Source organism: Blautia hominis (assembly GCA_002270465.1).
GTDB lineage: Bacteria > Bacillota > Clostridia > Lachnospirales > Lachnospiraceae > Blautia > Blautia hominis.
The window spans coordinates 488,546-513,656 of record NQOF01000004.1 but is presented as its reverse complement, the minus strand read 5'-3'; the positions used below and the strand labels follow the sequence as shown (position 1 = coordinate 513,656).

The following is a 25,111-nucleotide window of genomic DNA, read 5'->3' as shown; positions in this document are numbered from 1 at the left end:
TAGGGGTTTCCTGTGTTCTATAATGAAAATCACTAAAACACAGGAAAAAGGAGTCCGTTATGAAAAAATGCGCTGACCGGATAAGGTCCGTCTTTTCCCATTTCCAGGCAAAGCTGCTGCTGGCCTTTCTCATCTGCACGCTGCTGCCCCTGGGTATCATTGGTTTTATCTTCTATCATGTAACTTATCAGATTGCGGAGGATAAGATCATGACCTCTGCGCTCCTGGCAGATGACCAGTTGAATGTGCAGATGAATGACCGCATACGACAGACGGAAAATGTGGCCGATTCCATTCAGTATGATATGTACACCCTGTCACAGACAGACAGTTCCTCCACACAGTCCCTGTCTGTATTCGGCAGTGTGAGAAACGATATCTCCATGTTTAAGACAACCTTCGGCTATTATCATATTTCCATATTTCTGCCCCGTGATCAGACGGGGGCAGACGAAGGTCTTTACTTTTATCCCCTGGAGGAACTGGAGAGCTTCCGCATTCCCGAAGAAAAGAGGCTCAATCCCGGCACAGACTCCATCTGGTTCTACCATCCTGATATGCAGCTCCCCTTCATCCTGTCTGAAGGTTATACCTCCAGGGACGTGATCGTGTGCTGCCGGCTTCTGCGCAACCAGGGTACCGGTGCCACAGAGTATGCTTATACCATCCTCATAGACCCCTCTGAATTCTCCGGCGCCCTTGCTGATACCTTCAGCGATACGGACATAACAAGCTATCTTGCGGCAGAGGACGGCACTATCATGGCGCACAGCAATGAGGCCCTCTGTGGTACTTCCCTGGATGCAGATACCCTGAACCTGATCACCGAAGAAGAGATCGGCACCTTAAAGGAAGGAGATATCAATTATCACACAGCAAGGCTGGACAACGGCTGGTATCATGTCACGGAGATTCCCGGCAGCTACATAAGGCAAAACACCCAAATCCTTCTGAAGACCCTTGTATTCACCCTGCTGGTGTCCCTGCCGCTTACGGTCCTTGTCATCATCATGATCTCGGGCAACCTGACAAAAAGGTTAAAAAAGCTTTCCCTGGCCATGGAAACCTTCCATCTGGGAAAAAGCACACACCACACCGTGCCGGAGCTGGCACCCCCTGCAAAGTCCCCCTCCTCTTATGACGAGATTGACCGCCTTGGAGTCACGTTCCGGAACATGCAGGAATCCCTGAATCAAAATATGGATTCCATCCTGGAACTCTCCCTCTCAGAGGAACGTCTGAAATACCAGCTTCTCCAGTCCCAGATCAACCCGCATTTTCTCTACAACATCCTGGGATCTGTGAAGACCTGTATCAGCCTGGGACGACTTGAAACCGCGGAGCAGATGATCTCAGACCTCACACAGTTTTACCGCCTTACCCTGCGCAAATCCGGAGACCTGATCCGCATTGAGGACGAGCTTGAGATCGCCCGTCTGTATCTGGAAATGGAAAAGCTGTGCCACAAAGACAGCCTGACCTGGGAAATCCATGCGGAGGACGGCATCCAGAACTTCCTCATATGCCGCTTTACCCTGCAGCCGTTTCTGGAAAACAGCATTCAGCACGGTATCTCCCGGCAGACTCCCTGTGTACACATATCCCTGGATGTCTCTTACGGTGATGATACGGTCATCATTACCATAACCGACAGCGGAGCCGGTATTGCGCCCAGACAGCTGGAAGAACTGCGGACTACTCTGAAAAACAAAACCGTTGATCATCAGAAACACTTCGGCATTGGAAACGTAAACAAAAGACTCTCCAGCCCTTCCTTTGGAAACGGAACCGTTCGCGTGGAAAGCAGGCTGAATGAGGGAACGAAGATAATAATTACATTTGAACAGATGGAGGACAGCGATGAAGAAAGTAATGATCGTGGATGACAATACCCTCTCCTCTGAGGGTATTGTCCAAAATATTGATTGGGAGCTTCTGGACGCGGAAGTCATCCACGTGGAAAACAATGGGGATTCTGCCATAGAATCCATGCGGCGTGCCCCTGTGGATCTGATCATCTCTGATATTGAAATGCCCAACCTGGACGGGATCTCCATGAGCAGCCTTGCCCTGTCCGTGAATCCCCTGGTAAAGATCATCCTGATCAGTGCCTATGATAAGTTCGAGTACGCCAAACGCGCCATCCGTCTGGGTGTCTGCGACTATATTGAAAAGCCTCTTGACTACCGTTATCTCACGGAAAAAATACGCAATGCCTTCAGCATCATTGACAGGGAACGGCACAACCGGGAACTTGTGGAACAGAGCCGCCCCCTGATGACAGAAAAATTCTTCACAGACCTGCTGCATTATTCCGGCAAGGACGCCGCCGCCCATCTGGGGCGCTATCCCGGATACCTGAACTTAAACCTTGACTTCTCCTGCTTTAATGTACTGAAGCTGGAGGTGGAAAATGCCTCCTCCGCGGAAGATGAACTGGGTATCACCCAATACCAGATCGAACTTTTGAACGTGTGTGACTTGTTAGCGGAACAGTGCGCCGTTTTCGGACAGGTTTACTTCGTAAAAGAATTCAACGGCGTGATCGCCATACTGGCACAGAACACAAGCAGTCCCAATCATTTTCTCCAGGCTGCCCACAAAGCAGTCCTGGGGCTGATGGAAAAGTACCGGGAAGGACTTTTCTCTCTGAATGTAGGTATCGGCACTGTGGTGGAGGATTTCTGGGATCTGCATATCTCCTATGAAAATGCCTCCCACGCGCTGAAATACCGCTTTTTCTTTCCTCACAAAAATATCTTCGACGCACGGGAGGCTCTCGGCCGGGAATTCAGCCTTTTCTCCTTCTCCGAATCGAAAGAGGAGGAGCTTATCCGTCTCCTGTGCCAGAAAAACGCGCCTGCCATTGAGGAATGGCTCCGTGGATTTTTTCAGGAAATCTCCCTGAAATACCAGACCAAGAACATTGTATTCGTAAGGATATACTCTCTTCTGGGACGGATCCTGAAATTCTTATATGAGCTGAACATTGACACCGGGGATCTGGAACATGATATCATCTCTGTTTACAACCATTTTGAACTTTTCAATACCTATGAGGAATTCTATAAATGGATGAATCACCTCTGTCTTCAGGTCTGCCAAAAGCTGGACACCTCACTCCAGACTTACCATGACCAAATCTGCGAGCTGGTACTTAGCTATATCAGGGAAAACTTTGAGGACAACACCCTCTGTCTAAACGATATTGCAGGACATGCAGGTGTAAGCCCGGCGTATCTCAGCGCACTTTTTAAAAAAGTATACGGGCAGAGTATCAGCGACACCATAGCCGCCCAGCGGACAGAAGCTGCCTGCCAGTATCTGAAAAGCTCCAACCTGTCCCTGAAAGAGATCAGTATCCGCTGCGGGTACGCCAACCAGTATTATTTCAGCAACAGCTTTAAAAAGAAAATCGGAATGTCACCCTCCGCATACAGAGAGCAGCATTCCGATATATAAAAAACAATAGTTAAAAGCTTTAACCAATCCCTTTGTAGATAAGACCCAGGATAAATACGATCACCGCAAGGGGCACGTACAGATACTTTGCCGCCACCTGGAACGCTTTTGGCAGGGGTTTCTTCCTGCCCTCCTCCAGTTCCTCCTTTATCTTGTCAAATCCAAGGATATAGTAAATGGAGACGGCACCCAGCACGGCACCGAACGGCACAATGATAATGGTGATAAAATCCATCCAGCGCCCTACTTTTGACTCCTCTTCCAGAAACAGCCCCACCACCAGCGCAACCCCGCCGCAGAGGGCAACTGCTTTTGTCCTCTGGAGGTTGAACTTATGCTGCCAGCTCTCGATCACCGCCTCAAACATATTGATGAGGGATGTAATTCCCGCAAAGCATACGGAAAGGAAGAAGATAACAGCAAACAGGCGTCCCATCGGCATCTGCTTGAAGATATTCGGGATCGTGATGAACATCAGGGACGGCCCTGCGGATGGTTCGATCCCAAACGCAAACACAGCCGGCATAATAGCCAGCGCTGCCAGCATAGCCGCAATGGTATCAAAAACCGCTGTCTGTATGGAGGACTTGGGGATATCCTCCTTTTTGCTCAGGTAAGAGCCATAAACGATCATACCCGAACCGGTAATGGACAGGGAAAAGAATGCCTGCCCCATTGCCATGACCCAGGTATCCACCTTTGCCAGTGCTTCCCACTTTGGCACAAACAGGAAGCGGTATCCCTCATGGGACCCGGGCAGAAAGAACACCCTCACGGCCAGAATGGCAAAGAGGATAAAAAACAAAGGCATCAGTATTTTGTTCGCCTTCTCGATCTGGCTTGCCGCGCCGGTGATCAGAATGATCACTGTAATTGCGATCACGATCATATGCCAGGGCAGATTCTTCATATTGGCAGTGACCTGACCGAAAAATTCAGCGGAATCCTCTGTGAGCACCACATTGGTCACAGAGCCGGCCAGGAAACGGAGCACCCAGCCGATAATGATGGAATAACCGATAGCGATGCCCATAGATCCCAAAAGAGGGATCCAGCCCAGCACCTTTCCAACTGTTCCCTTCTTTCTGGATGCCCAGCAGTATTCATAAGACCCCAGTGTTCCTGTTCCGGCCCTTCGTCCTATGGCAAATTCAGCCGACAGGCCTACAAAGCCAAACAGGCAGATAAAGATAAGATAGGGGATCAAAAAAGCCGCACCCCCGTATTCTCCCAGTCTGTATGGGAACATCCAGATGTTCCCAAGCCCCACCGCAGACCCCACACAGGCCAGTACAAAGCCCAGGGAATTGGTGAAGCTTCCATTTTTGTGTTTCTGCATTTTCTCTCCTCCGTGTGATCCGGCTGCAGGGACAGCCAGCTTTCGTCCCCTGACCGGTTGATGCGTTAGCTTTTTAAAGTATGTAGCTTTAATGTATCAAACCAGGCAAAAAAAGTCAAATCCAGTTTTATTCTCTCCATTTCTGACGATTTTTTTACATGTATACCGTATAATAAATAATAAAATCTATTTCAAAGGGGAAAATATGGATACCTTTATCTTTATATTGGAAATAATCGGGACAGTGGCCTTTGCCTCGTCAGGGGCAATGATCGCCATTGAGAAGAAAATGGATATTTTCGGAGTCAATATTCTGGGGGCTACCACGGCGGTAGGCGGCGGTATGATGCGTGATATCATCCTGGGCATCACACCTCCCACTGCTTTTGCCAAACCGGTCTACGTGCTCTTTGCTGTCCTGACCTCCACCCTGCTCTTTGCCATAACCTACACGAATCCGGAGATCTTAAAGTCCAGGGCTAAGAACAAATATTATGACAATGTCATGATGCTCTGCGACACCTTGGGCCTGGGTATTTTCACTGTGGTCGGCATTCAGGCCGCCGCAAGCGTTGTGACGGAAAATAATACTTTCTTTTTTGTTTTCGTCGGTGTTCTGACCGGAGTTGGCGGAGGTGTGCTTCGGGATATTCTGGCAGGGGAGACGCCTTATATTCTGCTACGTGAGATTTATGCCTGCGCTTCCATTGCCGGGGGAATTGTCTGCGTTGTGTGCAGGGACTCTATGGGGGAACCGGCGGGCGTTATACTGGGGTTGATCGTTACGGTGGTCATCCGGTTGCTGGCTTCTTATTTCAGGTGGAATTTGCTGAGAGTGCGGTGAATCTGGCAGAAGGGCGAATAGGTTGGAAGGGTGGACGGGATGAAACGCCTCCACCCTCGCTGTTTCCCATATTCTCATCTGCTGCTGCGCCTGATATACTTGTTTTATTTTATACTCCACAGCCATTTTACATCAGGGAATATAAAATGCAGGATCAAGGCTAAAACAGTTAATACCAGGATAAAAATCCCTAAACAGCACATTACCTTCCAACATTTTTGTAATAAGTCTTTCCCTTTCTCTACATCCGAGTAAATGGAGGAAACTTTTTCGTCCATCAGGTTTTTTTCCCTGACGTCCTGAACATCTATATCCTTCACAAGTTCATCTAATGTCATATTAAAATAATCACTCAGCATAACCAATCTCTGAAAATCGGGATAGGATTGCCCTGCCTCCCATTTTGAGATAGTCTGCCGTGAGACCTGCAGTTCCATTCCCAACTCCTCTTGTGATAATCCCTGTTTTTTTCTGATCGCTAACAACTTTTCATTAAATTTCATTTAACAGTCCTCCTATTGATTTGATGGCTTGAGTATATAATACCCGTCAATGATCCGCAAGCAACAGGTCTTGTCAATTTGTCAACGCCTGTTAACAAACCCCTGATTCCATGGTCCTGTACAAATGTAAAGATATGTTACACACCCATTTTACTGTACTCTCACTCCTCTCACGGGGAGTTGTCTCTGTGCTGTAATCCGCTGCTTTTCTATATGCAGCTCAGTCTGTCATGGTGAATTATCAAAAAATAAAATGTGGCACCCTCCCGATTATAGTGGTATACTAATAAGCTAGAACGCAGACCGCATCCTCCCAGATGCCTGCTGCCATGAAAAAAAGAAAAGGAGATTCCGACAATGAGTAAAATTGATGAAGTGAGAAAAGCCATGGTCACTGCCATGAAAGCGGGCGAAAAAGAAAGAAAAGAGTCCCTGTCCATGCTGCTGTCAGCCCTGAAGAACAAAGCCATTGACAAGAGAGAAGACCTGACTGAAGCGGAAGAGAATGAAGTGGTATTAAAAGAGATCAAACAGACCAAAGAAACTCTGGAACTGACTCCTGCAGATAGAAGCGACATTATTGATGAATGCACAAAACGAATTGCCGTCTATGAGGAATTTGCTCCCAAGATGCTCAGTGAAGAGGAAATCAAGGAAGTTATTGAGGGCGTACTGAAAGAACTGGAAATTGAAGCCCCTACAGGTAAAGATAAAGGAAAGATCATGAAGGTACTGATGCCGAAAGTAAAAGGTATTGCAGACGGCAAACTGGTCAACCAAGTTCTCGGAAATATGATGAAATGACATATAGCAACAATTCTGCGGACTGGCTTTAGAAACGCGGTCTTAATAGTCCCTGTTTTCCACAGTCAGCAATGGCCGAAGGATACTGTCTATCCTTCGGCCATAACTTTACCACTTCCCTGTTCCTTATCTTCCTGCTCTCACATATTCTTTTGCCTGTTCCAGCGCTTCCACTACCCTGTCACAAAATGCGTCGAACGCCGGGTCCGGGTTCTGGCATTCCGGATGGCTTTCAATGTACTCCAGACTTTCCCTGACCCCCTGGTCAAAACGCTTTTCAGCAGAAAATCCAGGCACCAGCCGTTTCAGCTTGTCATTTAAGAACACCACAGAGTTTGATTTATCCCCCATCATGCTTCCATTAAAATCATAGTCACTGCAGCTATCCAGAAAATCACTGGATACCCGTACAGGATGAAGCTGCACCCCAAGCGCGTCCGCAACTGCTTGGTATATCTGGTTCCAGGTCAGCGTCTCATCTGAGGTGATCTGCACAGCCTCCCCGATGGCATGGATATTTCCCATAAGGCCCACAAATCCCTTTGCAAAATCAGAGTTATGGGTCACAGTCCAAAGGGATGTCCCGTCCCCCGGTATCAGCACAGGCCTTCCCTCTTTGATCCGCTTGACCACCTGATAGCTTCCGTTGTCCCCGTGTAATCCTATGGGTACATTCCTTTCGTCATAAGTATGGCTTGGACGCACAATAGTCACAGGAAATCCCTCTTCCCTGTACTTTTTCATAAGAAACTCCTCACAGGCGATCTTGTCCCTGGAATACTGCCATTTTGGATTGGAGAGGGGTGTTCCCTCTGTCATTCTGTAATCGGAAGGGGGCTTCTGGTATGCGGATGCGGAACTGATAAAAATATACTGTCCGGTTCTGCCTTTAAACATCCTGTAGTCACGCTCCACATGTTCCGGCACAAATGCGATAAAGTCCGCAACCACGTCAAACTTCATGCCTTCCGTGAGTCTGCACACCTGCTCCTCATCCTCTATATCCCCGGTAAGCCCGATAGCTCCCGTGGGCAGCTCTTTGTTTCGTGTTCCCCGGTTCAGCAGATACACTTTATGTCCCTCTGCCAGCAGTCTTTTGGTAATTGCCATGCTGATCGTCCCGGTGCCCCCAATAAATAGCACTCTCATCTGTTTTTGTCCTCCCTGGAATCGTAAAATTACCGGCTCATACTTTGCCCGGCCTGTACCTATTATTATATCCCGGAGAACGGCAGCACACAAGCATTTACTTTTGCTATCTTATCTCTTTTCGCACGGGTCCCACACTCCTGTCCTACTGCTACCTGCCCACTGCCCTGCTGCTACTTATGCACCGCCCTGCTGTTACCTGTCCACTGCCCTGCTGCTGCTTATACACCGCCCTGCTGCTACCTGTCCACTGCCCTGCTGCTACCTGTCCACCGCCCTACTGCTACCTGTCCACTGCCCTGCTGCTACTTATCCACTGCCCCGCTGCTACCTGTCCACTGCCCTGCTGCTACCTGTCCACCGCCCTGCCCACACTTGCCGCGTACACTGCGCATTCATACTCCGCCCCGGCAGACGGTCCCGGCGCAAATCCCAGAAGCTCGTCAAGGCAGTCCTGGTCATAGGCACCAATGGCACAGGTTCCGCAGCCAATGGCCTCACATGCCAGATACAGATTTTCACACACATGTCCTGCATCCAAAAGGATGTACTTATGTGCCTTCATGCCGTACCGCCATTCTGTCCGGTAGGGAACCACGCTCCACACAAATGTCACAGGTGCTGAGGCCGCAAAATACTGTCCGCAGAGCGCCTCGGTCAATTCCCCCTCAAAATCCTGCCTTCCATCCCATATCTCAAGGGCATGTTCCATGGGAAGATAATGGTAGATCCCCTTCTCAAGTCCGTCCACATGGTTCACAAACAGATATGTCTCAAAGGGGTGCCGGCAGCCGGCTGAGGGAACATTCCTGAGCGTGGCAAAATGGTTCTTTCCAATCACCCTCCTGATTCCCTGGGCCGCCCACAAAAGAAACGACAACTCTCTTAAAGTAACTGCCTCACCGCTGTATTTCCTCCTGCTCACCCTGCCTTGCAGAAGACACAACAGATCCGCATTTCCCGCAATCCCATCAAAATCCGTTGTCAGAGATATGATGTGCTCTCCCTTTTTCGCCTTCACATAAGGCGCTTCCGGAAGCTTCTGCTCCTGGTCCGTGGCCTCGGCCCCGGCATCGGAGACATTATAGGCCTTTAACAGTTCCCGGTTCTGCATGATCTTATATTTCGTCTCATCATTCATACCCTTTTCCTCCCTGTCCGTTTTGCCTTTTATTATAACAAAATCCTCATATTAGTACAATCCGCTTCCCGGCCCGTACTCTACGCAGCGTAGGTTGTGTTTTTGCTCCCGGTAACGTACTATAAAGGTAACTATTCCGTAGGTCTGCGCATTCACTGCGCTGACCGTAAGAAAGTGTACCACGGCCAAGGAAAAATCCCATCGCCAAAGGCGATTTTGCATGGATTTTTGCCTGTAACTGTGAGGGCACTGAACAGTTACCTATAAAGAAAAAACAAAGGAGTTTGATCATGAATCACTATATCACCGGCAGCACCATACGGGAGCTGCGAGAAAAAAAGAAAATGACCCAGGCAGAGCTTGCAGGCAGGCTGGACGTAAGCGACAAAACCATATCTAAATGGGAAACCTCCAAAGGCCTTCCTGACATCAGCCTGATCGAGCCTCTGGCCAAAGTGCTGGGCATATCCGTGGTGGAGCTGCTGACCGGGGACTGTATCTCCAACAGCAACATTTCCAGCAATATGCTCCGCTCAAAGCTCTATGTCTGCCCTGTATGCGGAAATGTGATACACACCATGGGGGAAAGCGTTGTGAGCTGCTGCGGCATCACCCTTCCGGCCCTGGAAGCCGAAACCATAGATACAGGACACACCCTTGTCACAGAGATTGTAGATGATGAATATTACATCACCATGGAACATGAAATGACAAAGACACATTTTATTTCCTTCTTTGCCTATGTGACCTCCGGACGCTTTGAGCTTGTCAAGCTTTATCCCGAACAAAGCCCGGAAGCCAGGTTCCCCAAAAAGGGGCATGGTATTTTGTACGCATACTGCAACCGGCATGGGCTGATGAAAATGAAAATATAAAAAAACCGCCCGGATCTTACACAGCCGGGCGGACACAAAAAGAAAAGCACCGTCCCCGCAGCTCCAACTCTGCAAAAACAGTGCTTTTTAGTGCGCCTTCAGGGACTCGAACCCTGGACAAATAGATTAAGAGTCTACTGCTCTACCAACTGAGCTAAAGGCGCATATTTTGTAACGCAAGACATATTATAAGCGATATTCCAGAAAAATGCAAGTATCTTTTTTACATTTTTTTATGTTTTTTATCATATACATTTAACACTGCACCTAAATAACGCAATTTCCGCTGTTTTTCCACATCCGGCCGCAGGCCGGGGGCGGCTTTACAGCCACACCCCAAGTTCCTCTGCCAGCTCTTCCTTGCTGATCCCGCCGGTCTCCCGGCTCATTACCTTGCCGTCTTTTACGAACAGGAAGGTGGGAACCTGCAGGATCTTATATCTCTGGGCCAGATTGATATTTTCATCCACATTGACCTTGCCGAACAGGGCCTTGCCCTCCAAATCCTCAGACAGCTCCTCGATCACCGGTGCCATCTGTTTGCACGGGCCACACCAGGTTGCATAAAAATCCACCAGTACAGGCAGATCCGCCCCCATCACAACCTTGTCAAAATTCTGTTCCGTAATCACTTCAACCATGATTTTCTCCTTTCCGGTTAAGCGTTACACGCTTTCTTATAGTAGTTTTTACTGTTTTCCCCGTTTTCTTACTTTTTCTTTTTTCCAGCTGAACTTAAAAGCTTATTCACTTCTCCGACTGATTTCAAGATATCAGCAGTTTTGCTGCCCATTTTCCTGTTTGTATATGCCCATTCAAAGAGGGAGTTCTGCATATTTTTCTTCTTTGCCATAGGATACTTCCTTTCAGGTAAAACTGCTTCTCTATATCATATGACAAAAATCCCGGACCGAAACCCGGTTTCTGCTTCCCTATCTGGCTGCGATCAGCTTGTGGATAGGATTCCCTACGGAGGAAAACTTCTCCTCATATTCCGTCATCACATTCCCCCGGTTCAGTTCCTTGTCGTGATGCAGGTCATAGGTGCAGGCCAGCAGCTTCCACCCGGCCTCCTTAACTTCCTCCACAGAAAAGTCAAAAAGCTCCCTGTTGTCTGTCTTGAACTCCACAGTGCCGTCTTTAGCCAGTATGGCGTCATAGCGCTCCAAGAACTGCCTTGATGTGAGCCTTCTCTTTGCATGGCGCTCCTTGGGCCACGGGTCGGAAAAGTTTAAATATATTCTGTCCACTTCTTCGGGATTAAATACAAGCGGCAGCTCCCTGGCATCCATTCTCATGAAAAATAAATTGTGAGGTGCCTCTATACCGTTTTCCCGCTCCTCCATCTTCTGGAGTGCCCGCAGCAGAACGCTGTCATACATTTCGATCCCTACATAATTAATATGCGGACTGCGAGCAGCCATGTCCATAATAAAACGGCCCTTTCCCATTCCCACCTCTATATGGATAGGATTTTCATTTCGGAACACCTCATGCCACTTTCCACGGTTTTCCTGAGGATCCTGTATCACATAAGTGCTCCCGGCAATGGCATCCTTTGCTCCGGGTATATTTCTCAAACGCATTTCATATCCAGCCTTTCTTCGCATCTTTCTTGCAGACGAAGCCGGCCGGCATACACAGCCGGCATTTTCCGCCTTCTTTCAGTATAACTGAAAACTTTTTGCTTTGTCAAAGATTACCGCAAAATTCGCCAAAAAACATAAGAAAAACGCCCGTCACAATTATATCTTTTGTATAAATTAGCTTAAATATTATGAAGATTTCTATGGATTTTTTCTGAAAAAGGTGTATGATATATAGAAGACACAAGGAGGAAAATCTATGGAAGATGTAATCAGCAAACTGGCAGAGATTGAAGCCGCCGCTTCCCGGATCATGGAGGACGTTGCTGTCCAGAAAAAAAAGCTTTCCGAAGAGAATGATGCCCAGATCAAAGCCTTCGACGAGGAAGCCGACCGGAAAACTGCCAAAGAACTGGAGTCCATCCGCAGAGACCTGGAAGTCAACATGGAAAAAGAACTGGATAACCAGAAAGCGGAAACGGATGAAATCCTGCATAAAATGGAAAAGTATTATGAAGCCCATCACGAAGAGATGGCTCAGAAACTGTATGACAAAATATTAAGGATGTGATGTTATGGGAACCCTGTTATCTTACAGCGGTCTTTCAACAAAGATCCGTGCCATGCAGAGCAAGCTCATGACGGAAAGGCAGTATCAGGAAATCGCACAGTTAGAATCTGTTCCCCAGGTGGTTGCATATTTAAAAAAGCAGCCCGGATTCAAAGAGCTGTGGACTGACCTGGATGAAAACTCCCTCCACAGGGGGGATATCGAGAAGCTGCTTACCCACACGATCCATCAGAACTTTGCTAAGATTTACAAATTCGCCAATCCCTCCCAGCGTACTTTTATGGCCCTGTACTTTAAGCGGTACGAGATCGCCATTATGAAGGAATGTCTAAGAAGGGTATTTGACAAGACCCGGGAAGGGCTGGATCTATCGCTGTTCAAAGATTTCTTTGACCGGCATTCCAAACTGGATTTGGATAAGCTGACCCAAGCAGCTACAATTGAAGAATTTGTAAACAGTCTGAAAGGTACGGAATATTACTCCCCACTGTCTAAGATCGGGGAAGAATATACACCGCTCCTTTTTGATTACGGCATGGCGCTGGACCAGTATTATTTTGCAAATATCTGGTCTGTAAAAGATAAGCTGTTCAAAAAAAGAGATCTGCAAGAAATCATAAAGGCCTACGGCAACAAATTCGATATGCTTAACCTGCAGTGGATCTACCGTTCCCGCAGGTATTACCATATGGCCCCGGCTGATATCTACGCACTGCTCATACCTGTGCACTATAAGCTCTCCCACAAAGAGATCACCGCGCTGGTGGAAGCAGCGGACAATGAGGAGTTCCGCCGCGTGCTGGATACCACTGCCTATAAAAAACGTTACCCGGAACTTGCGCCGGAGAACCTGGAAGAATACTATACTCTGAATCTCAGGAATGTCCTGGAATCGGAGGCAAGAAAATACCCGCACTCAGTCATTATGATCTATTCCTATTTTTATCACAAGGAACACGAAGTAGACCGGCTCACCACTGCCATAGAGTGTATCCGCTACGGACTGTCCCCGGCTGAGACGCTGGATTATATTCACAAAAACTAACCTCGGAGGTAATTGACATGATTGAGAAAATGAAATTCTTGAGCATTACCGGTCCGAAGTCTGACATTGACAGAGTTGTCAACGAATACCTGGCTAAGTATGAGATCCATCTGGAAAATGCCATGGCACAGCTAACGCAGGTGCAGCACCTGTCCCCTTATATTCAGATCAACCCCTACAAGGAACTTCTGAACAAAGCCACGGAATTTGCAGGGCTGCTGCAGAATACAGAGGATGTGCCGGTCCGGGATATTTCCCTGGATGAAGCCACGGATCTTATTGACTCCCTCAGCCAGAAGCTCTCAGACATCAATGCAGAATGCGATGACCTGAAGGCACAGCGGACGGCAGTTGTGGAAGACTTAAACCGTATCACCCCCTTCCTGAATCTGCCGGAAGATGTGGATAAACTGGTACACTACCGTTTTGTCCAGGTTCGTTTCGGCCGGATCGCGAAAGAATATTACAACAAATTTAAAGAGTATGTCTATGACGGCATGGACACCTGGTTCTATCCATGCCATGAAGATGAATATGTATGGGGCGTCTATTTTGTACCCTGGACCAAGATGGAGGAGGTTGACGCGATCTTCTCTTCCATGCACTTTGAAAGGATTTATCTGAAAAAGGATTATTACCACGGTACCCCCCAGGCCATTCACAGGGAGCTGAAGGAGAAACTGGAAACCATTGACAAGCACATGGCCTCCTGCCAGGAAGAGATACGGCTGCTGCTCCGCGGTGACGCTTCCGCCATACTCTCCGCAAAAGAAGCCCTGAGTGCTCTCTCCACCAATTTTGATGTGCGTAAAGTAGCGGCCTGCGTCAAGGAACATCAGGAGACCTTCTATATCCTCTGCGGATGGATGACAGAGAGGGATGCCCTCGCTTTCCAGAAAGACATTGAAAATGATGCCAAACTGTTCTGTATCATTGAGGATGACCAGAACAACATACGCACACAGCCGCCTACAAAACTGAAAAATCCAAAAGTTTTCAAGCCTTTTGAGATGTATGTTAAAATGTACGGCCTTCCCGCCTACAATGAGATGGACCCCACCATGTTCGTGGCGATCACCTATTCCTTCATCTTCGGCGCCATGTTCGGCGATGTGGGACAGGGACTTTTGCTTGCCATCGGCGGATTTTTGCTTTATAGATTCAAAAAAATGGATCTGGCGGCCATCATCGGCACTGCCGGTATCTTCTCCACTTTCTTTGGCTTCATGTTCGGCAGTATCTTCGGGTTTGAGGATGTGCTGGAACCCATATGGCTGCGGCCTGTGGACGCCATGACCAATGTACCCGGCCTCGGCAATATGAACACTGTGTTTATTGTGGCGATCGTCTTCGGTATGTTCCTCATACTGCTGACCATGGTCTTCCATATCATCAATGCAGTGAGGAGCCGCGATACGGAAAATATCCTGTTTGACCAGAATGCCGTCTGCGGACTGGTCTTCTACGGGGCGTTGACCGTTATGATCTTGTTGTACCTGACAGGACATTCTCTTCCGGCAACGGCGATCCTGGTCATCATGTTCGGTGTACCGCTTATCCTGATCATGCTGAAGGAGCCGCTGACACGTATCATTAAGAAAAAACAGCCTGTTGTGGAAGGCGGAAAGGTCATGTTCTTTGTTCAGAGCTTCTTTGAACTGTTTGAGGTAATGCTGAGTTATCTCTCCAACACCCTTTCCTTCGTCCGTATCGGCGCATTTGCGGTCAGCCATGCAGCCATGATGGGCGTTGTACTCATGCTGGGAGGCGCTGAGAGCGGAGGCAGTATCAACTGGCTGGTCATCGTGCTGGGCAATGCCTTTGTATGCGCTATGGAGGGCCTGATCGTAGGTATCCAGGTACTCCGTCTGGAATATTATGAGATGTTCAGCCGCTTCTATAAAGGCAGCGGCAGGGAATTCCACCCTTTCTTAAAGCGCGTAAAAAGAGATAACAAAAATGCAACGATTCAGTAGGTCTGCGCATTCACTGCGCTGACCGTAAAAAAGCATTCCGCAGCCAAGCAAAAATCCCATCGCCAAAGGCGATTCTGCATGGATTTTTGCCTGTAACTGTGAGGGTACTGAACAGTTACACAAAAATGCATAAACCTAAGGAGGATTCATTATTATGACAACATTAATTCAATTTACTATAGCAGCCGCATTAATTTTAAGCATCATTGTTCCCTTCGGATACTTTTTCCTGGGCGAGAAAAATAAAAAACGCTACAAAAAATCACTGGGCGTGAACTGCTTCTTCTTCTTCGGAACCCTTCTGGTGGCTTCTGTTGTGATGATCGGCGGGACCGCTTCCGTAAGCGCTGCCACTGACACAGCTTCCGCCGGACTTGCAACAGGCCTTGGCTACATCGGCGCCGCACTGGTTACCGGCCTTTCCGGCATCGGTTCCGGTATCGCTGTTGCCTCCTCCGCAAGCGCTGCACTGGGTGCCATCAGCGAGGACGGTTCCCTGTTTGGTAAATCCATGATCTTCGTAGCCATGGCAGAAGGTATTGCTCTGTACGGACTTATCATTTCCTTCATGATCTTAGGTAAACTGGGATAAGGGCTGCCTTATATTTTGAATAGAAAGAGACTGATGCATTATGAAAATGTTTTTGATCAGCGATAATATTGACACCTACACAGGAATGCGGCTAGCAGGCGTGGAAGGTGTTGTGGTGCATGAACGCGAAGAGCTGAGAAAAGCTCTGGAGGACGCCATTGCCAACAAGGAAAACGGCATCATCCTACTGACGGAAAAATTCGGCAGGGAGTTTCCCGATATCATTGACGACATGCGGCTGAACCATCGTCTGCCGCTCATTATAGAAATTCCCGACAGACATGGTACCGGCCGTGCACCCGATTTTATTCTCTCTTATGTCAATGAGGCGATCGGTTTGAAATTATAGATAAAGAAGGTGAACGACATGACAACCGAAGAAAAACTGCAGCATTTCTACGAAGTATCTATGGAAAGCGCACGGGAGGAGTCTGAAAAAGCCCTGGAAGAATACCGGGCCGCCCTCTCCCAGATGCTGGCTGAACATAAAGAAGATAAACAGAAAAATGCCGCCAACCAGTTAAAACTGGAGACGGAGAACGCAAAACGTGAGATAAACAAGGCATTGTCTGCGGAGCAGCTTCACATTAAAAGACGTCTGTCCAAGAAACAGCAGGAACTGCGTGAGGAATTGTTTGTGGAAGTCAGGAACAAACTGGAGGCTTTTATGGGCAGCGCTGAATACCTTAGCTGGCTGGAAGAAAAGATCCGGGAGGCTCTGACTATTGCCGGTGAGGACGAAGTTCAGATTTATCTGACCCCTGCGGACGCCAACCTGCTGGAAACCCTTGCAGCCAGATGCGGGACCCCTCTCTGCCTGTCGGAAACTCCCTTCATGGGCGGTGTCCGCGCGGTGATCCCGGCAAAGAATATTTTAATTGACCACACATTCAAAACTTTATACGAGAACGAAAAAGAAGAATTCAATTTTGACGGAGGACTGCTACATGAATAGAACAGGAATTATCTACGGCATCAACGGTCCCGTCATTTATCTGAAAGGTAATACAGGATTCAAGATGTCGGAAATGGTATACGTGGGAAAGGAAAACCTGGTAGGCGAGGTCATTTCCCTGAAAAAGGATACCACCACTGTTCAGGTTTTCGAAGAAACCAGCGGTTTAAGACCAGGGGAGACGGTCACTGCCACAGGTGATGCCATCTCCGTTATGCTGGGCCCGGGAATCCTGGACAATATATTCGACGGCATCCAGCGTCCCCTCTCTGTCATTGCTGAGCAGTCCGGCAAATACATCTCCCGCGGTATGCAGGTAGATTCCCTGGACACAGAGAAAAAATGGGACGTGCATATGACTATAAAGGACGGCATGGAAGTTCACGGCGGCACCATCATCGCGGAGCTGCAGGAAACCCCGTCCATTGTGCATAAATCCATGGTTCCGCCTCAGGTGGAAGGTATTGTATCCCAAGTGGTAAAGGACGGCGCATACACCGTGACTGACGTTCTGGCAGTGGTCCAGCTTGCCGACGGCAGCGAATATCCCCTGAAACTGGCGCAGAAATGGCCTATCCGTATCCCGCGCCCCACAAACAAACGTTACCCGGCCACCATCCCTTTGGTTACGGGGCAGCGTATCCTGGACACCCTGTTTCCCATTGCCAAGGGCGGCACAGCAGCCGTTCCCGGCGGTTTCGGAACAGGTAAGACCATGACCCAGCATCAGATCGCCAAATGGTCTGACGCGGATATCATTGTCTACATCGGCTGCGGCGAGCGCGGCAATGAGATGACGCAGGTTCTGGAAGATTTCTCAAAGCTCCACGATCCCAAGACGGGCAATGCCCTCATGGCCCGCACCACACTCATCGCCAACACTTCCAACATGCCGGTGGCAGCCCGTGAGGCTTCCATCTACACAGGTATCTCCCTAGCGGAATATTACCGGGATATGGGATACGATGTTGCGATCATGGCTGACTCCACATCCAGGTGGGCTGAGGCTCTGCGAGAGCTGTCCGGACGTCTGGAGGAAATGCCCGCCGAGGAAGGTTTCCCGGCTTATCTGGCATCCCGCCTCTCCGCATTCTACGAGAGGGCAGGCATGATGCAGAACTTAAACGGCACGGAGGGTTCTGTATCCATCATTGGGGCCGTGTCCCCCCAGGGCGGTGACTTCTCCGAACCTGTCACCCAGAACACCAAGCGTTTTGTGCGCTGTTTCTGGGGTCTTGATAAATCCCTGGCTTATGCCAGACATTTCCCGGCGATCCACTGGCTTACCAGCTACAGCGAATATCTGGGCGACCTGTCCCACTGGTACAGTGAAAATGTATCACCCAAATTTGTGGACGACAGAAACCGCCTGATGGCTATCTTAAACCAGGAGAGCAGCCTGATGGAGATCGTAAAGCTGATCGGAAGCGATGTACTGCCGGATGACCAGAAACTGACTCTGGAGATCGCGAGAGTCATTCGTCTGGGCTTCCTGCAGCAGAATGCTTTTCATCCCGACGATACCTGTGTGTCCCTGGACAAACAGTTTAAGATGATGGAGGTCATCCTCTATCTGTATAAACGCTGCAGAAGCCTGATCGCCATGGGTATGCCCATGTCAGTGCTTCGCAGGGAGAATATATTTGAGAAGATCATCTCCATCAAATATGATGTTCCCAATGACAAGCTGGAACTGATCGACGATTACATGAAGGCCGTTGACGACTTCTACAACACCGTCATGGAAAAAAATGCATAAGGAGGAACGATTATGGCAATTGAATATCTCGGCTTGAGCGAAATCAATGGACCTCTGGTTGTGCTGGAGGGCGTGCGCGATGCCTCCTTTGATGAAATTGTAGAGTTCAAGGTGGACGACGGTTCCAAAAAGCTGGGCCGAATTGTTGAAATATATGAAGACAAAGCAGTCATCCAGGTGTTTGAGGGTACGGAAAACATGTCCCTTTTGAACACCCACACAAAACTCACAGGCCATCCCATGGAGGTGGAGCTTTCCTCCGATATCCTGGGAAGGACCTTCAATGGTATCGGTAAACCCATTGACGGCCTTGGCCCTGTCATGCCGGAAGTCCGCTCCAACATTAACGGACTTCCCCTTAACCCTGTAACCAGGGAGTATCCACGTAACTATATCCAGACCGGTATCTCAGCCATTGACGGTCTGACTACCTTGATCAGGGGACAGAAGCTGCCTATTTTCTCCGGAAACGGCCTTCCCCATGACCAGTTAGCAGCCCAGATCGTACAGCAGGCTTCCCTTGGGGGGGACAGCAATGAAAAATTCGCTATTGTATTTGCCGCCATGGGTGTCAAATATGACGTGGCTGAATTTTTCCGCCGTACTTTTGAGGAGAGCGGTGTTGCGGACCATGTGGTCATGTACCTGAACCTGGCAAATGACCCGGTTGTGGAACGACTGATCACCCCCAAAGTGGCCCTGACCGCTGCGGAGTATCTGGCATTTGAAAAGGGTATGCATATTCTTGTGATCCTGACCGATATCACATCCTTTGCGGAGGCCATGCGTGAAGTTTCCTCCTCAAAAGGAGAGATTCCTTCCAGAAAGGGTTATCCCGGATATCTGTACAGTGAACTGGCAACCCTGTACGAGCGGGCCGGCATTGTAAGAGGCGGAACCGGCTCTGTCACACAGATCCCCATCCTGACCATGCCCAATGATGATATCACACATCCGATCCCTGACCTTACAGGCTACATTACGGAAGGCCAGATCGTACTGGAGCGGCAGCTTCACGGGCAGGCTATCTATCCGCCTATCAATGTTCTGCCTTCCCTGTCCAGGCTTATGAAGGACGGTATCGGTGAGGGGTACACAAGGGGCGACCATCAGGATGTAGCCAATCAGCTTTTCTCCTGCTACGCCAAGGTAGGCGACGCAAGAGCACTGGCATCTGTAATCGGTGAGGATGAACTTTCACCGCTGGATAAAAAATACCTGAAATTCGGTGACGCCTTTGAACATGACTTTGTAGGACAGAGGCCGGATGAGAACCGGAGCATTGAGGAAACCCTTGATTTAGGCTGGAAACTGTTAGGCATGATTCCAAGAGATGAACTAGACCGTATCGACACCAAGATTCTGGATCAGTATTATCATCCTCTTGATGAGGAAGCATAGTTAATGAAAATCAGGCCGCAGTCAGGCAGCCGCCGCTGTGAGTCTGAAAGGCTTAACAGCAAAGTCTTTATAGAAAGGGTGATGTTATGGATCCAAATACCTTTCCAACCAAAGGTAACCTTATATTAGCAAAAAATTCCCTTACACTGTCCAGGCAGGGATTTGATCTGATGGATAAGAAGAGGAATATCCTGATCCGTGAGCTGATGGACCTGATCGACCAGGCCAAGGATATCCAGGACCAGATTGATATCACCTTCCGCACCGCCTATGCAGCACTCCAGAAGGCCAACATGGAGATCGGTATCAACTATGTGCAGGAGATATCCCGCACTGTGCCGGTGGAGGATTCCATCCGCATCAAGACCAGAAGCGTCATGGGGACCGAGATCCCCCTGGTGCAGTCAGACCCGCCGTCAGGGGCACCTACCTATGCTTACTACGGCACCAAAGCCTCCCTGGATGAAGCGAAAGCGGCCTTTGAGAAGGTAAAGCAGCTCACCATCCGCCTGTCCATGGTGGAGAATTCCGCTTACAGGCTGGCTATCAATATTAAGAAAACCCAGAAGCGCGCCAACGCGCTGAAAAATATCACGATCCCCAAATTTGAGGATCTGACAAAATCTATTTCCAACGCACTGGAGGAAAAAGAGAGGGAAGAATTCACCCGGCTAAAAGTTATTAAACGGATGCAGAACAAAGGGTAAAATAATAGAAAGCACACGTGGCGGGTTTGTATTATCATAAGTAAAGGCTGCAGGAAATGTAAATATACATTTTCCGGCAGCCTTTTCCTTCCTCTCAGACGAAAAGCTATCCCTTTACAATTGACAACTCTTTTTTATAAAACCCTATTCCATATTTTATAATAGTCCTACTTATCTCTTTTTTATAAACACTGGCTAATTCCTGATTAGGAATGCATAAAACAAAATCTCCGCCATATTCCGGTTCCTCAAGGGCATCCGCCTTCAGGTATCCCGTCATAACCAAAAAACTGAAGATATTATCCGGATTATCATAAATAGTCGGATACACGACCTGCGTATTAAGCGAAGTTATAAGATACCCGCCATCCATCACCTGCTTTAATGCCGCTTCTGTCTCAGGGGTACTCTTTTCAATTATCTTGTGTATGAAATCATTACTGCTTGTGGACAGCCAGTAAGGTGCAGGTTTATTTCCGGAACGAATATATTTTACTACTGACCATGGATTATAAATATCCAGCCCGCCAAAATTATAACCATTAAACCAAGCTCTTATTTCCCCACGTTTATCCCCGCAGTCATAATAGGCGGCAATCTCATCAACCTCTTCCTGTGTGAAACCAAAATATTCCCTGTAAGGTTCATCCAATACGGTATACACATCTAAATTATTTAAACCGCTGAATATACTCTCCTGTGCGATATGAAGAATCCCTGTCAAAACAGCAAATTTTAAATTCTGGTTGTCTTTTAGCCCTCCGGAAAGCCAGTTTCTCATAAAATTAATTATTTTAAAATAAAAATCCATCATATGCCCTTGTTGTATGGGGACATCATATTCATCTATAAGAAGGATTGCCGGTGTCTTATGATGAATTTTTAAATAACCTGTCAGACGGTTTAAGGAATCCTGCCAATCTGCATCAGAAGCACTCATATTCAGGATACGTTCCATATATAATTTGTCAAACCTGGTAAGGTTTTTACTTTCCAGTAAATCGACGTGACGATTAAATTCTAATTGTATTACATTCTTCAGTTTTTCATATGTTTCTTCCCAACTGTCACACTTTATATCCTTCAAGGTTAAATACACCACCGGATATTTGCCCTGCTCCCCTCTATATTTCTCGCTAGGCTCACATTTCCATATTTTCAACTCACTGAACAATCCCGCTGCTGCCTCTTCCGTTCTTTCAAAAAACGATTTTATCATACTCATATTCAGAGTCTTACCGAATCGTCTGGGCCTTGTCAGCAGTGTTACTTCTGATCCTGAGTTAATAATATCTCTTATGAGCAGTGACTTATCTACAAAGTAATATTGCTCTTCTCTGATCTTCCTAAAATCACTGATTCCTACCGGAAGAATTTTTTTACATTTATCCATATAAACCTCCTACAGCAATATTTACGATCAGCCGCTTCCTAAAGAGATTATAGCACATATTTTCTGTAATTATAAACTTTATAGGTTATTTAACATTTAACAATTGAAAATAAGTCCCATTTAACTTTACTTACATTTAACAAAACTAAGATTTTGTATTTAACTTTCCCATTATATACTAAAATTCGTAACGAGGACAAATAATAGACAATGTGAGGAAAAAAAAAGGAGATTAAAACTATGAAAAGATTAGCAGCAATTTTACTCGCCGGTGTGATGGTATTCGGACTTGCCGCATGCGGTGGAAATGAAGATGCAGATAACAGCACAGACACAAACTCCGGTACAGAAGCTACTGCTGATAAAGCCGATACAGACAGCAGTTCAAAAGACGATAAAAGCAGCGACTGGGACAGCAGCAATGACATTACCGTAGTATCCAGAGAGGATGGTTCCGGTACACGCGGTGCTTTTGTGGAACTCTTCGGTATCGAGGAGGAAGTAGACGGAGAAAAAATGGATATGACTACAGAGGAAGCCAACATCACCAACAGCACGTCTGTTATGATGTCATCCGTGGCACAGAATGAATACAGCATTGGCTATATTTCTCTGGGCTCTTTAAATGATACAGTAAAAGCTTTAAAGATTGACGGCACGGAAGCCACAGCAGAAAACATCAAAGCCGGAACTTACAAGATTTCCAGACCATTTAACATTGCGGTAAAAGAAGATGCAAGCGAAGCTGCACAGGATTTCATAAACTATATCCTGAGTAAAGAAGGCCAGGCTATTGTAGCTGACAACAATTACATCCCGCTGGATAACGCAGAAGCCTACGCATCTAACGGAGCTTCCGGCAAAGTTGTAGTGGCAGGTTCTTCCTCCGTATCACCTGTTATGGAAAAACTGAAAGAAGCTTACGCGGATGCCAACAGCAATGTAGAGATTGAGATCCAGACAAGTGATTCCACTACAGGTATGCAGAACGCTATCGACGGTGTCTGCGATATCGGAATGGCTTCCAGAGAACTGAAAGATTCCGAACTGGACGCAGGCCTCACCCCCACAGTCATTGCACTGGATGGTATTGCCGTTATTGTCAACAATGACAATCCTACCGATGAAATGACTTCCGACCAGGTAAAATCCATCTTTACCGGAGATGCTCTGGCTTGGGATGAAGCGTTGTGATCATAACTTATGACCGAGGTTAAAAGCATGAAAAAAAATATGGTATCTCGCAAACAAAATAAGCTTAAAGAACAAGTAATGCAGGCAGTCTTTTTTATAGCTGCCTGCGCATCTATATTTGCAGTTGTATTAATTTGTCTCTTTCTTTTTGTAAACGGTATCCCGGCCATGAAAGAGATCGGCATTTTCGATTTTCTTCTCGGTGAGCGCTGGAAACCGGGCAACAATATTTTTGGTATTTTTCCCATGATTATGGGAAGTATTTATGTAACAGCCGGAGCCATTGTCATCGGCGTGCCTGTGGGCATCCTGACCTCTGTCTTTATGGCTGAATATTGTCCGAAAAAAATTTACCCGTTTTTGAAATCCGCCACGGAACTGCTGGCCGGGATCCCATCCGTTGTATACGGTTTCTTCGGCCTTGTGGTACTGGTACCCCTGATCCGCAGTCTTTTTCAGGAGGGCAACGGAAACAGTATGCTCACTGCCTCCATCCTTCTTGGGATCATGATCCTGCCCACCATCATCGGTGTCAGCGAATCTGCCCTGCGTTCCGTGCCCCGCACCTATTATGAAGGGGCTTTGGCACTGGGAGCCACACATGAGAGAAGTATCTTCGCCATTGTCCTTCCCGCGGCAAAATCCGGTGTTATAGCCGGTGTGGTACTGGGCATCGGACGTGCTATCGGTGAGACTATGGCAGTTGTCATGATCGCGGGCAACCAGCCCAGGATGCCAAGAGGGATCTTAAGAGGTGTCCGGACCATGACTGCCAATATTGTACTGGAAATGGGCTATGCAGCAGACCTGCACAGGGAAGCTCTCATTGCCACAGGTGTTGTGCTCTTTGTCTTTATCCTGCTGATCAACTTCTGCGTTGCCCTGCTCAATCGGAGGAACCGCCATGCATAATAAAAAAAATCTGCGGCAGAAACTAAAAGAATACAAGCGCACACCCGGCTCCTTTCTCCTTATGCTGCTGGTCATGCTCTGCACTGCCATTACCTTTGCTGTCCTATTTTTCCTAATTGCCTATATTTTAATAAACGGGGTTCCCAATCTGAATCCCGGACTTTTTTCCTGGACCTATACATCGGAAAACGCATCCATGATGCCTTCCATTATCAACACCCTGATCATCACATTTTTATCGCTCCTGATCGCCGTCCCCCTTGGGATCTTCTCTGCCATATATCTGGTGGAATACGCCAAACGCGGCAACAAATTTGTGGAGATCATCCGACTTACTACCGAGACCCTGTCCGGTATCCCTTCTATTGTATACGGACTGTTTGGCGCTCTTTTCTTTGTGACTACCCTGAAGTGGGGATATTCCCTGCTGGCCGGCGCTCTGACCCTGTCCATCATGATTCTCCCCCTGATCATGCGTACCACGGAGGAGGCTCTGAAATCAGTCCCTGACTCTTTCCGTGAGGGAAGTTTCGGCCTTGGAGCCGGAAAGTTAAGAACAGTATTTAAGATCGTGCTGCCAAGTGCCATCCCGGGTATTCTGGCAGGCGTTATTCTGTCCATAGGCAGAATTGTGGGGGAAACCGCTGCACTGATCTATACAGCCGGTGCTGTGGCTGAGGTGCCGTCAGGCGTCATGTCATCAGGCTCCACACTGGCTGTCCATATGTACAATCTCTCCAGGGAGGGTCTGTATATGGATCAGGCCTACGCGGTATCTGTCATACTGCTTCTGCTTGTACTGGTCATCAACTGGATATCCGGTACATTGGCAAAAAAACTGACGAAAGGAGTATAATAACTATTCATCCGATCTGTACATTTACCGGACTGAACAGTTATCAA

Annotated in this window: 25 protein-coding genes and 1 tRNA gene; 17 read left to right on the top strand and 9 right to left on the bottom strand. The window is 47.8% G+C overall.

Translation table 11 applies throughout. From position 1 onward, the window contains the following. Window positions 1-59: 59 nt before the first annotated feature. Together CI595_RS16480 and CI595_RS16475 are read left to right on the top strand one after the other, a co-directional pair. Window positions 60-1,886: a sensor histidine kinase gene (locus tag CI595_RS16480; protein WP_095174714.1), complete on the top strand. Its 1,827-nt coding sequence runs from the start codon at window positions 60-62 to the stop codon at window positions 1,884-1,886. Further along, a complete protein-coding gene (locus CI595_RS16475; protein ID WP_095174713.1) occupies window positions 1,861-3,462 on the top strand; it encodes an AraC family transcriptional regulator in 1,602 nt (533 codons plus the stop codon). Before CI595_RS16480 ends, CI595_RS16475 begins: the two co-directional genes overlap by 26 nt. Before the next feature lie 19 nt (window positions 3,463-3,481). On the opposite strand, the gene CI595_RS16470 is transcribed toward CI595_RS16475, so the two are convergent. Then, a complete protein-coding gene (locus CI595_RS16470) occupies window positions 3,482-4,801 on the bottom strand; it encodes a sodium-dependent transporter (RefSeq protein WP_095174712.1) in 1,320 nt (439 codons plus the stop codon). 205 nt (window positions 4,802-5,006) lie between these two features. On the opposite strand from CI595_RS16470, the gene CI595_RS16465 reads away from it, so the two are divergent. After that, window positions 5,007-5,645 carry a trimeric intracellular cation channel family protein gene (locus CI595_RS16465; protein WP_095174711.1) on the top strand — a complete coding sequence of 213 codons (639 nt, stop codon included), beginning with the start codon at window positions 5,007-5,009 and terminating at the stop codon, window positions 5,643-5,645. Window positions 5,646-5,749: 104 nt separating this feature from the next. On the opposite strand, the gene CI595_RS16460 is transcribed toward CI595_RS16465, so the two are convergent. Then, window positions 5,750-6,148, bottom strand: a complete 399-nt coding sequence (locus CI595_RS16460; RefSeq protein WP_095174710.1) for a helix-turn-helix domain-containing protein — start codon at window positions 6,146-6,148, stop codon at window positions 5,750-5,752. Between the two features lie 357 nt (window positions 6,149-6,505). Between CI595_RS16460 and CI595_RS16455 the strand changes: the two genes are divergently transcribed. After that, the gene (locus CI595_RS16455; protein WP_095174709.1) at window positions 6,506-6,952 is read left to right on the top strand and encodes a GatB/YqeY domain-containing protein; all 447 of its coding nucleotides are present in this window, start codon (window positions 6,506-6,508) and stop codon (window positions 6,950-6,952) included. 126 nt (window positions 6,953-7,078) lie between these two features. Here CI595_RS16455 and CI595_RS16450 read toward each other — a convergent pair whose 3' ends face one another. Further along, a complete protein-coding gene (locus CI595_RS16450; RefSeq protein WP_095174708.1) occupies window positions 7,079-8,101 on the bottom strand; it encodes an SDR family oxidoreductase in 1,023 nt (340 codons plus the stop codon). A gap of 349 nt (window positions 8,102-8,450) precedes the next feature. Further along, complete coding sequence (locus CI595_RS16445) at window positions 8,451-9,242, bottom strand: SagB/ThcOx family dehydrogenase (protein ID WP_095174707.1); 792 nt, start codon at window positions 9,240-9,242, stop codon at window positions 8,451-8,453. 290 nt (window positions 9,243-9,532) lie between these two features. Between CI595_RS16445 and CI595_RS16440 the strand changes: the two genes are divergently transcribed. Continuing rightward, the gene (locus tag CI595_RS16440) at window positions 9,533-10,117 is read left to right on the top strand and encodes a helix-turn-helix domain-containing protein (protein ID WP_095174706.1); all 585 of its coding nucleotides are present in this window, start codon (window positions 9,533-9,535) and stop codon (window positions 10,115-10,117) included. Between the two features lie 91 nt (window positions 10,118-10,208). Here the strand turns inward: CI595_RS16440 and CI595_RS16435 are convergent. The 4 genes from CI595_RS16435 to trmB form a co-directional block, all read right to left on the bottom strand. Then, window positions 10,209-10,281: transfer RNA gene (locus tag CI595_RS16435), tRNA-Lys, on the bottom strand. A gap of 159 nt (window positions 10,282-10,440) precedes the next feature. Then, entirely contained in the window at window positions 10,441-10,758 is a 318-nt protein-coding gene (gene trxA, locus CI595_RS16430) for a thioredoxin (RefSeq protein ID WP_065544147.1), read from the bottom strand. Window positions 10,759-10,826: 68 nt separating this feature from the next. Beyond that, on the bottom strand, window positions 10,827-10,970 hold the full coding sequence (locus CI595_RS26120; RefSeq protein ID WP_156087474.1) for a hypothetical protein: 144 nt from the start codon (window positions 10,968-10,970) through the stop codon (window positions 10,827-10,829). 79 nt (window positions 10,971-11,049) lie between these two features. Then, a complete protein-coding gene (gene trmB / locus CI595_RS16425) occupies window positions 11,050-11,703 on the bottom strand; it encodes a tRNA (guanosine(46)-N7)-methyltransferase TrmB (protein WP_095174705.1) in 654 nt (217 codons plus the stop codon). Window positions 11,704-11,962: 259 nt separating this feature from the next. Here trmB and CI595_RS16420 point away from each other — a divergent pair, with 259 nt between their 5' ends. The 9 genes from CI595_RS16420 to CI595_RS16380 all read left to right on the top strand — a co-directional run bounded on the left by CI595_RS16420 (window position 11,963) and on the right by CI595_RS16380 (window position 20,709). Then, complete coding sequence (locus tag CI595_RS16420; protein WP_095174704.1) at window positions 11,963-12,274, top strand: hypothetical protein; 312 nt, start codon at window positions 11,963-11,965, stop codon at window positions 12,272-12,274. A gap of 4 nt (window positions 12,275-12,278) precedes the next feature. Next, window positions 12,279-13,319 (top strand): V0D/AC39 family V-type ATPase subunit, encoded by a 1,041-nt coding sequence (locus CI595_RS16415; RefSeq protein ID WP_095174703.1) that lies wholly within the window; start codon window positions 12,279-12,281, stop codon window positions 13,317-13,319. Window positions 13,320-13,336: 17 nt separating this feature from the next. Continuing rightward, window positions 13,337-15,295: a V-type ATP synthase subunit I gene (locus CI595_RS16410; protein WP_095174702.1), complete on the top strand. Its 1,959-nt coding sequence runs from the start codon at window positions 13,337-13,339 to the stop codon at window positions 15,293-15,295. A 154-nt stretch (window positions 15,296-15,449) separates the two neighbouring features. Continuing rightward, entirely contained in the window at window positions 15,450-15,887 is a 438-nt protein-coding gene (locus tag CI595_RS16405; RefSeq protein ID WP_065544142.1) for an ATP synthase subunit C, read from the top strand. A 40-nt stretch (window positions 15,888-15,927) separates the two neighbouring features. After that, a complete protein-coding gene (locus CI595_RS16400) occupies window positions 15,928-16,236 on the top strand; it encodes a V-type ATP synthase subunit F (protein ID WP_018595531.1) in 309 nt (102 codons plus the stop codon). 18 nt (window positions 16,237-16,254) lie between these two features. Then, window positions 16,255-16,842, top strand: coding sequence for a V-type ATP synthase subunit E (locus CI595_RS16395; RefSeq protein ID WP_095174701.1), 588 nt, complete (start codon window positions 16,255-16,257; stop codon window positions 16,840-16,842). Continuing rightward, window positions 16,835-18,601, top strand: coding sequence for a V-type ATP synthase subunit A (locus CI595_RS16390; protein WP_095174700.1), 1,767 nt, complete (start codon window positions 16,835-16,837; stop codon window positions 18,599-18,601). The genes CI595_RS16395 and CI595_RS16390 overlap by 8 nt, the downstream gene beginning before the upstream one ends. A gap of 12 nt (window positions 18,602-18,613) precedes the next feature. Further along, window positions 18,614-20,002, top strand: a complete 1,389-nt coding sequence (locus CI595_RS16385) for a V-type ATP synthase subunit B (protein WP_095174699.1) — start codon at window positions 18,614-18,616, stop codon at window positions 20,000-20,002. Window positions 20,003-20,088: 86 nt separating this feature from the next. After that, window positions 20,089-20,709, top strand: coding sequence for a V-type ATP synthase subunit D (locus CI595_RS16380; protein ID WP_095174698.1), 621 nt, complete (start codon window positions 20,089-20,091; stop codon window positions 20,707-20,709). Between the two features lie 106 nt (window positions 20,710-20,815). Here the strand turns inward: CI595_RS16380 and CI595_RS16375 are convergent, their stop codons facing one another. Further along, window positions 20,816-22,102 (bottom strand): AAA family ATPase, encoded by a 1,287-nt coding sequence (locus CI595_RS16375; protein WP_095174697.1) that lies wholly within the window; start codon window positions 22,100-22,102, stop codon window positions 20,816-20,818. Between the two features lie 240 nt (window positions 22,103-22,342). On the opposite strand from CI595_RS16375, the gene CI595_RS16370 reads away from it, so the two are divergent. The 3 genes from CI595_RS16370 to pstA are packed head-to-tail and all read left to right on the top strand — an operon-like array spanning window position 22,343 to window position 25,064. Continuing rightward, window positions 22,343-23,296 carry a substrate-binding domain-containing protein gene (locus tag CI595_RS16370; RefSeq protein WP_095174696.1) on the top strand — a complete coding sequence of 318 codons (954 nt, stop codon included), beginning with the start codon at window positions 22,343-22,345 and terminating at the stop codon, window positions 23,294-23,296. Window positions 23,297-23,323: 27 nt separating this feature from the next. Continuing rightward, entirely contained in the window at window positions 23,324-24,208 is an 885-nt protein-coding gene (pstC, locus tag CI595_RS16365) for a phosphate ABC transporter permease subunit PstC (protein WP_242986986.1), read from the top strand. After that, complete coding sequence (pstA, locus tag CI595_RS16360) at window positions 24,201-25,064, top strand: phosphate ABC transporter permease PstA (RefSeq protein WP_095174695.1); 864 nt, start codon at window positions 24,201-24,203, stop codon at window positions 25,062-25,064. The genes pstC and pstA overlap by 8 nt, the downstream gene beginning before the upstream one ends. Window positions 25,065-25,111 lie beyond the last annotated feature (47 nt).